Source organism: Buttiauxella warmboldiae, from assembly GCF_003818135.1.
In the GTDB taxonomy this organism is placed as follows: Bacteria; Pseudomonadota; Gammaproteobacteria; order Enterobacterales; family Enterobacteriaceae; genus Buttiauxella; species Buttiauxella warmboldiae.
In genome coordinates this window covers 19,062-27,202 of the sequence record NZ_RPOH01000091.1, presented here as the reverse complement: position 1 = coordinate 27,202, position 8,141 = coordinate 19,062, and the positions used below count along the sequence as shown (strand labels likewise).

The following is an 8,141-nucleotide window of genomic DNA, read 5'->3' as shown; positions in this document are numbered from 1 at the left end:
CAAAGTTATCCACAATCGTGATGGAACCCTAAATTATGCGAGCGTGACGCAAACGTTTTCGCTACAATATGCCCGCATTAAAAGGACGCCCCGTTTTGGGGCGTTAGCTGAGTTTTAGGGAAAATAACTAAAATTCAGCTAACGCTCTTCTATATGCGAACCAAAGCTAAGGGATCAAACCATGCAACAACGTCGTCCTGTACGCCGCGCTCTGCTCAGTGTTTCTGACAAAGCCGGTATCGTCGAATTCGCCCAAGCGCTCTCCCAACGTGGCGTGGAGCTGCTTTCCACTGGCGGAACCGCTCGCCTGCTGGCTGAGGCTGGCCTGCCGGTAACAGAAGTCTCTGACTACACCGGTTTTCCTGAGATGATGGATGGACGCGTCAAAACCCTGCATCCAAAGGTGCATGGCGGCATTCTCGGTCGCCGCGGCCAGGATGATGCGATCATGGAACAACACGCAATCTCCCCAATCGATATGGTTGTCGTCAATCTTTATCCATTTGCTCAGACCGTTGCCCGCGAAGGTTGCGCTCTGGAAGATGCGGTGGAGAATATTGATATCGGCGGCCCGACCATGGTGCGCTCCGCGGCGAAGAACCATAAAGATGTGGCAATCGTAGTAAAGAGCAGTGACTACGAAGCGATCGTTAGCGAGCTGGATGCTAATGAAGGATCGCTGACTCTTGAGACCCGTTTCGATTTGGCGATTAAGGCCTTCGAACACACCGCCGCTTACGACAGCATGATCGCCAACTACTTCGGTAGCCTGGTTCCTGCTTATCACGGCGAAAGTAAAGATCCTTCCGGTCGCTTCCCTCGCACGCTGAACCTGAATTTCATTAAGAAGCAGGATATGCGTTACGGTGAAAACAGCCACCAGCAAGCAGCTTTCTATATAGAAGAAGAAATTAAAGAAGCCTCGGTGGCTACCGCCACTCAGGTTCAGGGCAAAGCGCTTTCCTATAACAATATTGCCGATACCGATGCGGCGCTGGAATGTGTGAAAGAGTTCAGCGAGCCAGCCTGCGTTATTGTTAAGCATGCCAACCCTTGCGGCGTGGCGGTCAGCGATTCTTTATTAGATGCCTACGACCGCGCTTATAAAACCGATCCCACTTCTGCATTCGGCGGCATCATCGCGTTTAACCGCGAACTGGATGCCGAAACCGCGCAGGCGATTATCTCCCGTCAGTTTGTCGAAGTCATTATTGCCCCTTCTGCCAGCGCCGCAGCGTTAAAGGTAACCGCTGCGAAGCAAAACGTTCGCGTACTGACTTGTGGCCAGTGGCAGCAGCGCGTTGCGGGTCTGGATTTCAAACGCGTGAACGGTGGCCTGTTAGTCCAGGATCGCGATCTGGGCATGGTGAGCACCGCCGACCTGCGCGTGGTCAGCCAGCGCCAGCCTACCGAGCAAGAACTGCGTGATGCGCTGTTCTGCTGGAAAGTAGCCAAGTTCGTTAAGTCCAATGCGATTGTCTATGCCCGCGAGAATATGACTATCGGTATAGGCGCAGGCCAAATGAGCCGCGTTTACTCCGCTAAAATTGCCGGTATTAAAGCTGCCGATGAAGGTCTGGAAGTGAAAGGCTCCGCCATGGCATCTGATGCGTTCTTCCCGTTCCGCGATGGTATTGATGCCGCTGCGGCAGTCGGCGTGAGCTGTGTTATCCAGCCTGGCGGTTCAATTCGCGATGACGAAGTGATCGCCGCCGCTGACGAACACGGGATCGCCATGATCTTTACCGACATGCGCCACTTCCGCCATTAATCCGGAGCGACCATAAATGAAAGTATTAGTGATTGGTAATGGCGGGCGCGAACACGCGCTGGCCTGGAAAGCGTCACAGTCGCCGTTAGTGCGCACTGTATTCGTCGCGCCGGGTAATGCGGGCACCGCGCTGGAACCCGCTTTGCAGAACGTGGCAATTAATCCGACGGATATTCCCGCGCTGCTCAACTTTGCGCAAAATGAAAAAATCGACCTGACGATTGTTGGCCCGGAAGCGCCGCTGGTGATTGGCGTAGTTGATGCCTTCCGTGCCGCGGGCCTGAAAATCTTTGGCCCAACTCAGGGGGCCGCGCAGTTAGAAGGCTCCAAAGCTTTCACCAAGGATTTCCTGGCTCGCCATAAAATCCCAACGGCTGAATACCAGAACTTTACTGAAGTGGAGCCTGCGCTGGCTTACGTACGTGAAAAAGGCGCGCCGATTGTGATTAAGGCCGATGGCCTGGCCGCAGGCAAAGGCGTGATCGTGGCGATGACGCTGATCGATGCTGAAGCTGCGGTAAACGATATGCTGGCGGGCAACGCCTTTGGTGACGCCGGGCACCGCATCGTGGTCGAAGAGTTTTTGGATGGCGAAGAAGCCAGCTTCATCGTGATGGTTGACGGCGAGAACGTGTTACCAATGGCCACCAGCCAGGATCATAAACGCGTGGGCGATGGCGATACGGGTCCGAACACCGGCGGTATGGGGGCTTACTCCCCCGCTCCGGTAGTGACAGATGAAGTCCACCAGCGCGCAATGGATCTGGTTATCTGGCCTACCGTACGTGGTATGGCGGCGGAAGGGAATACCTATACCGGTTTCCTGTACGCCGGCCTGATGATCGATAAGCAAGGCAATCCTAAAGTTATCGAGTTTAACTGCCGCTTTGGTGACCCGGAAACGCAGCCGATTATGCTGCGCCTGCAGTCCGACCTGGTTGAATTATGCCTCGCCGCCTGTGATGGCAAGCTTAACGAAACCACCTCAAAATGGGATGAGCGTCCATCGCTGGGGGTGGTGATGGCGGCTGGCGGTTATCCTGCGGATTACCGTAACGGTGACGTGATTCACGGCCTGCCGCTGGAAGAGGTAGCGGACGGTAAAGTATTCCATGCCGGAACGAAACTGCGCGCAGACGATATGGTGGTGACTAACGGTGGCCGCGTTCTGTGCGTGACCGCATTAGGCGATACCGTAGCACTTGCGCAGCAGCGTGCTTACGAGTTGATGAAGGATATCCACTGGGAAGGCAGCTTCAGCCGCTCAGATATTGGCTATCGCGCCATTGAGCGTGAAAACGCGAAGTAATGATTGAAATGCTACTAAGACCGCCCGCGTGGCGGTTTTTTTTACTTTAAAAAGTCGCAGGCTTAGGCTGCCAGCTACAGAAGTCCTGGTTCGCTACCAGTAACAGCTGTGACCCTTCAGGCGCCTCCAGCCAGGCCAGGCTGACATCCATCGAGGAGTGGCGTTGGCGATGAGCAATATGGTTTAGCGACGCGCTGTCGAGCTGCGGCTCAATAACCTCACCTTCGCAGGTTGTGACTGTGCCATTGTCATGCCAGCGGCCCTGGCGCAACACAACACGCCCGATGCGTAGTGCCTCGCTGGTCGCTTTAGTCTGGCTTGCCTGATACTGATACAACGCAATCTGGTCGTTAGAAAGCTGCTGCTTTTGCCCATTCACTTCACGCTGCATAAAACTTAGCTCGCCGCGATCGTCAAAACGCACTTTTATATGCTCAGGTGGCCGGCTTTGAATGGTCATCTCAATAGAGACAAGCTGCTCGCCCTGCCAGCGGTAATCACTGGCCGTGGTCGCCCCTTTCTGTACCGGGCTAAACGCCGTAAGCAGATGAACGCCGCCATCGTCGTGATTATCTTTGCGCCAGATGCGCACCACGCCTTGATCGGCAAGATAGCCGCTCGCGGTAAAGGGCGGGAGTGGCGGTTGGCTGCTGCATGCCATTAACAGCGCTGTGCTTGTCAGTACGGCCAGAGGACGCCAGACAAACAAAAGGGGCGTAAACGCCCCTCTGCTAAAACTGTTCACTGACACTGGTTAACTTACTTAACAGCGTCTTTCAGTGCTTTGCCTGAAACAAATGCCGGCACGTTAGCTGCGGCGATTTTGATTTCATTACCGGTCTGTGGATTGCGGCCAGTGCGCTCTGCACGATGGTTTACCTTAAAGGTACCGAAACCAACCAGTTGGACAGCATCACCTTCTTTCAGAGACTCAGTAATTGCAGCCAGGGTGGATTCCAGAGCAGCTTTCGCCTGTACTTTAGACAGATCAGCCTTGTCAGCAATTACATCAATCAGTTGAGTCTTGTTCATAAGTTATCCTTACAATGTGTTTATCGCTTGCTCAGCATCGAGTGCGACGGAAATGCCAAAAAAGCACTCTCCTGCATACACGCACCGATAGCCACTTTTTTTCGCCCCACAAATGTAGACCAGACGGGGGGCTAATTGGAAGCCTTCAGGGGTGACAATTCGGACTGTAAGTCACGTTTTACTGTCTTACTGCTGCAAATTTATACCAATATTGCTGCTACCCGCTTCACGCAGGTCGGCGCGCAGTCCTTTGATCAGTTCAATATCGCGTTCTTCACAGTCAGCCAACAGGCGGAAAATCTCCCACTGGATATCCCATTCTTCTTCAACCGCCGGGTTTGCTCGAAGCTCTTCATCGGTCATTTCACGACCGGCCTGAGTCATTTCCAGCATCGCAACCGTGGTAATCGATGCCTTGCTGACTTCAATAGCGTGTTCCAGCGTTTCCCCGGAAAGGCGTGAGTGCAGCAATTCGCTCAACGCGACGCAGGCATCGATCGCCGGGTAGACGCCGTAAATATCATAGTCGTCTGCAACAGGAATGCCTTCTTCAAGCTTCTCAAGCTGGCTGTCGAAGTTTACTTTCGCATCTTTGACCGTCAAGGTTTCCCAAATCAGATCGAGAATACGACGATACAGCTGAGGATCGCCAAATTCAGTCTGCTGGCAGAACATAGCGTAATTCGGATACATACGTTCGCATAAAGAGGCCATGAAAGTGACATGCTGCCAGCTTTCCAGCTTCTCCAGGCGCAAATGGATTGGGTTTTGTAACATAACGATGTCTCAAAGACGGAATATTAGCGGCAGTTTACCTTAATCACCCCTGAATTGCTTGCCACCGCGTGAAAGCCGGGCGGCCCGACGCCACGGCATCTGCCCAGCGCGTCGGCTCCGGTAAACGGTAGCCCGCCATACAGCGACTCACCCAGAGCAAAGCGGTATTGAGGCTGACCCGATGGCCTGTTGAGACAAATAGCGGGTTGCAGCGCTTTTTACTGCGCAGCACCCAGGCAAGCGACTCGCCTTTGTCAGTCAGCAACTGGCTGGAGCCAGGCTCTTCCGGGAGCGCTGCAAACTGGCCGCACAGGCGTTTCTTGGCAACGCCAATGGTCGGGACATCCACCAGCAGGCCAAAGTGGCTGGCCACCCCCAAACGGCGGGGATGCGAAATCCCGTGGCCATCGACAAACAGCAGGTCAGGTTGTTGCGACAGCAATTCCCAGGCGGCTAATAAAGCCGGGTATTCGCGAAAAGAGAGAAAGCCGGGAATGTAAGGCATGGTGGTGGCGATACGCGCCACCTGGTGCTCAACCAGTTCGAGAGAAGGATATTTCAGTAGCACGATGGCGGCGCGAGTTACCTCGCCCCCCTGCTCAAACCCCACATCCGCCCCGGCGATTAACCGGGGAGGATCCTGTTCAAGGCGATCCTCGCGGCAAACCTGCGAGGCTAATTCGATCTGCTGTTTACGCAGGCTTGTGAGATCCATTCCCTCTCCTGAATTTTACTGGTGATACGGCTTCGATAAACGGTGCACCGCTTCAACAAATGCCCCCGCATGCTCTGGCGGAACATCCTGGTGGATACCATGGCCAAGGTTAAAGACGTGACCTTCACCCTGGCCAAAGCCAGCCAGAATAGTCGCCACTTCTTCTTCAATGCGCGCAGGCTGTGCGTACAGCATTGAAGGGTCCATGTTGCCCTGCAATGCCACTTTGTGGCCCACGCGACGGCGAGCATCGGCAATATCGGTTGTCCAGTCTAATCCCAGCGCGTCACAGCCCGTTTCTGCCATTGCTTCCAGCCACTGACCGCCGCCTTTGGTGAACATCGTCACCGGCACGCGACGCCCTTCGTTTTCACGCAGCAGGCCATCAATGATTTTATGCATGTAATAGAGCGAGAACTGCTGGTAATCACGCCCGGTCAGCACGCCACCCCAGGTGTCGAAAATCATCACCGACTGCGCGCCCGCTTTAATTTGCGCATTGAGATACAGCGTGACGCTTCGCGCCAGCTTATCGAGCAGAAGATGCAGCGCCTGCGGATCGGCATACATCATCTTTTTGATCACGGTGAAGGCTTTGCTGCTTCCGCCTTCAACCATGTAGGTTGCCAGCGTCCACGGGCTGCCGGAAAAACCAATCAGCGGCACTTCACCTTTGAGCTCACGGCGAATAGTGCGCACCGCGTTCATCACATAACCCAGTTCATCTTCCGGGTCAGGCAGCGGCAGTTTTTCAATATCCGCGCGGCAGGTTAAAGGGGTGCGAAAACGCGGGCCTTCACCCGCTTCAAAATACAGACCTAATCCCATTGCGTCCGGCACGGTGAGAATGTCGGAGAAGAGGATCGCTGCATCAAGCGGGTAGCGGCGCAGCGGCTGCAAAGTCACTTCACAAGCCAGCTCCGCATTTTTACACAGTGCCATAAAATCACCGGCTTGTGCGCGAGTCGCTTTGTATTCTGGCAAGTAACGACCTGCCTGCCTCATCATCCATACTGGCGTGGTATCTACAGGTTGGCGTTGCAGCGCCCGCAGGTAACGGTCGTTCTTCAGTTCAGTCATTTTGAATTTCCTTTGGCTGTATCGCTCAAGTTTATCACTCATAGTCCGCGCGACACAGGGCGACGGTATCTTCAATCAAACGACGCGCCACCGTACCTGGCGGCGGCAACAGCGGGAGCTGATCATATCGATACCAGCCCGCGTCAATTAACTCTTGCGGGTCAATTTTAATCTCACCACTGTGATATTCCGCCATAAACGCGGTCATCAACGATTGCGGGAACGGCCACGGTTGCGAAGTGACATAACGTAAATTCTTCACGCGAATGCTGCTCTCTTCCATCACTTCACGCGCCACGGCTTGTTCGAGGGTTTCCCCCACTTCAACGAACCCGGCCAGTACGGTATAAACCCCGTTGCGATGGCGCGTATGTTGGGCGAGCAGGATTTGATCGTCGCGGCGAATGGCGACAATGATGCACGGTGAAATTTGCGGGTAATAACGTTCACGGCAATGGTTGCACAGCATTGCCCATTCGCTTTTGCTGACGTGCATCTCATGGCCGCAGTAGCCGCAGAATTTGTGCGCACGGTAGAACTCGGCCAATTGCACACCGCGCCCCGCCAGCTGGAACAATCCTGGGTCCTGGTCAATCACCTGGCGCACCGACCCCATGTCCGCCTGGCGGTTTTGCTGCACCAGCCACACCGGCTCACTTTCCCACTCGCCGATAGGCATTCCAGACGCCCCATCGAGCTGAAAATCTTGTGCTGCTCCGTGAGGCAGCTCACCTTTCGGCAGCCACAGCTTTTGTTGGTGGCTGACGATAAACCAGCCCCGATCTAACTTTTGAATTACACGTTCCATAACCTGGTGCACATCCCCGAGTTCGCTGGTATAAACAACTGGTCGTAACAATTTTAGGTACGTTTGCGTTACATCTTTTACTCACGGAGTCAATCATGCTTAACCAGTTAGAAAATCTGACTGAGCGCGTTGGTGGTAGTAATGAGTTAATCGACCAATGGCTACATGCCCGCAAACATTTATTGGTGGCTTATTACAATATGGTTGGGATCAAGCCTAACAAGGAATCCCATACCGCGCTCAATGAAAAGGCTCTGGATAACTTTTGCCATAATCTGGTGGATTATCTTTCTGCCGGTCATTTTAATATTTATGAACGTATTATCGGTGAAATGGAAGGCAACAGCCCACTTTTAGCCGCCACCCATCTTTACCCGCAGCTTGAAGCCAACACCCAGCAGATCATGGATTTTTATGATACGCATCTTGAAAGCGCAATCGACCATGATAACTATATTGAGTTCCAGAAAGCCTTATCCGGTATTGGTGAGGCGCTCGAGGCGCGTTTCTCTCTGGAAGATAAGCTCATTTTGTTGGCGTTCGATAACCATTTAAATCACAGATCTCAGGATACCGGCAACCTTGCAAGTCCTGCTTGAATTCTGTGCGATTGGCGAGTAGTTTAAAACATCACGGCCCGTAGCAATAC

General features: G+C 53.7%; 9 protein-coding genes. 3 read left to right on the top strand and 6 right to left on the bottom strand.

The window, feature by feature from the left end; translation table 11 throughout:
* Positions 1-181 precede the first annotated feature (181 nt).
* Both purH and purD read left to right on the top strand, forming a co-directional pair.
* The gene (gene purH, locus EHN07_RS18600; protein ID WP_124025497.1) at positions 182-1,771 is read left to right on the top strand and encodes a bifunctional phosphoribosylaminoimidazolecarboxamide formyltransferase/IMP cyclohydrolase; all 1,590 of its coding nucleotides are present in this window, start codon (positions 182-184) and stop codon (positions 1,769-1,771) included.
* 16 nt (positions 1,772-1,787) lie between these two features.
* Positions 1,788-3,080 carry a phosphoribosylamine--glycine ligase gene (gene purD / locus EHN07_RS18595; protein WP_124025496.1) on the top strand — a complete coding sequence of 431 codons (1,293 nt, stop codon included), beginning with the start codon at positions 1,788-1,790 and terminating at the stop codon, positions 3,078-3,080.
* A 46-nt stretch (positions 3,081-3,126) separates the two neighbouring features.
* Here the strand turns inward: purD and EHN07_RS18590 are convergent, their stop codons facing one another.
* The 6 genes from EHN07_RS18590 to nudC form a co-directional block, all read right to left on the bottom strand.
* Positions 3,127-3,825: a DUF1481 domain-containing protein gene (locus EHN07_RS18590; RefSeq protein WP_124025501.1), complete on the bottom strand. Its 699-nt coding sequence runs from the start codon at positions 3,823-3,825 to the stop codon at positions 3,127-3,129.
* A 14-nt stretch (positions 3,826-3,839) separates the two neighbouring features.
* Entirely contained in the window at positions 3,840-4,112 is a 273-nt protein-coding gene (gene hupA / locus EHN07_RS18585; RefSeq protein WP_032615913.1) for a nucleoid-associated protein HU-alpha, read from the bottom strand.
* Positions 4,113-4,298: 186 nt separating this feature from the next.
* On the bottom strand, positions 4,299-4,889 hold the full coding sequence (locus EHN07_RS18580; RefSeq protein WP_124025495.1) for a YjaG family protein: 591 nt from the start codon (positions 4,887-4,889) through the stop codon (positions 4,299-4,301).
* Between the two features lie 43 nt (positions 4,890-4,932).
* Positions 4,933-5,604 carry a deoxyribonuclease V gene (gene nfi, locus EHN07_RS18575; RefSeq protein WP_124025494.1) on the bottom strand — a complete coding sequence of 224 codons (672 nt, stop codon included), beginning with the start codon at positions 5,602-5,604 and terminating at the stop codon, positions 4,933-4,935.
* 15 nt (positions 5,605-5,619) lie between these two features.
* On the bottom strand, positions 5,620-6,684 hold the full coding sequence (gene hemE, locus EHN07_RS18570; RefSeq protein WP_124025493.1) for a uroporphyrinogen decarboxylase: 1,065 nt from the start codon (positions 6,682-6,684) through the stop codon (positions 5,620-5,622).
* A gap of 34 nt (positions 6,685-6,718) precedes the next feature.
* Positions 6,719-7,492 carry an NAD(+) diphosphatase gene (gene nudC / locus EHN07_RS18565; protein WP_124025492.1) on the bottom strand — a complete coding sequence of 258 codons (774 nt, stop codon included), beginning with the start codon at positions 7,490-7,492 and terminating at the stop codon, positions 6,719-6,721.
* Between the two features lie 95 nt (positions 7,493-7,587).
* Here nudC and rsd point away from each other — a divergent pair, with 95 nt between their 5' ends.
* Entirely contained in the window at positions 7,588-8,091 is a 504-nt protein-coding gene (gene rsd / locus EHN07_RS18560) for a sigma D regulator (protein ID WP_124025491.1), read from the top strand.
* The last annotated feature ends 50 nt before the right edge of the window (positions 8,092-8,141 follow it).

Bases quoted from the DNA above. Each gene is read 5' to 3' on its own strand.
- nfi (WP_124025494.1), bottom strand. From the start codon at position 5,604: ATGGATCTCACAAGCCTGCGTAAACAGCAGATCGAATTAGCCTCGCAG.
- purD (WP_124025496.1), top strand. From the start codon at position 1,788: ATGAAAGTATTAGTGATTGGTAATGGCGGGCGCGAACACGCGCTGGCC.
- rsd (WP_124025491.1), top strand. From the start codon at position 7,588: ATGCTTAACCAGTTAGAAAATCTGACTGAGCGCGTTGGTGGTAGTAAT.
- hemE (WP_124025493.1), bottom strand. From the start codon at position 6,684: ATGACTGAACTGAAGAACGACCGTTACCTGCGGGCGCTGCAACGCCAA.
- EHN07_RS18580 (WP_124025495.1), bottom strand. From the start codon at position 4,889: ATGTTACAAAACCCAATCCATTTGCGCCTGGAGAAGCTGGAAAGCTGG.
- hupA (WP_032615913.1), bottom strand. From the start codon at position 4,112: ATGAACAAGACTCAACTGATTGATGTAATTGCTGACAAGGCTGATCTG.
- nudC (WP_124025492.1), bottom strand. From the start codon at position 7,492: ATGGAACGTGTAATTCAAAAGTTAGATCGGGGCTGGTTTATCGTCAGC.
- purH (WP_124025497.1), top strand. From the start codon at position 182: ATGCAACAACGTCGTCCTGTACGCCGCGCTCTGCTCAGTGTTTCTGAC.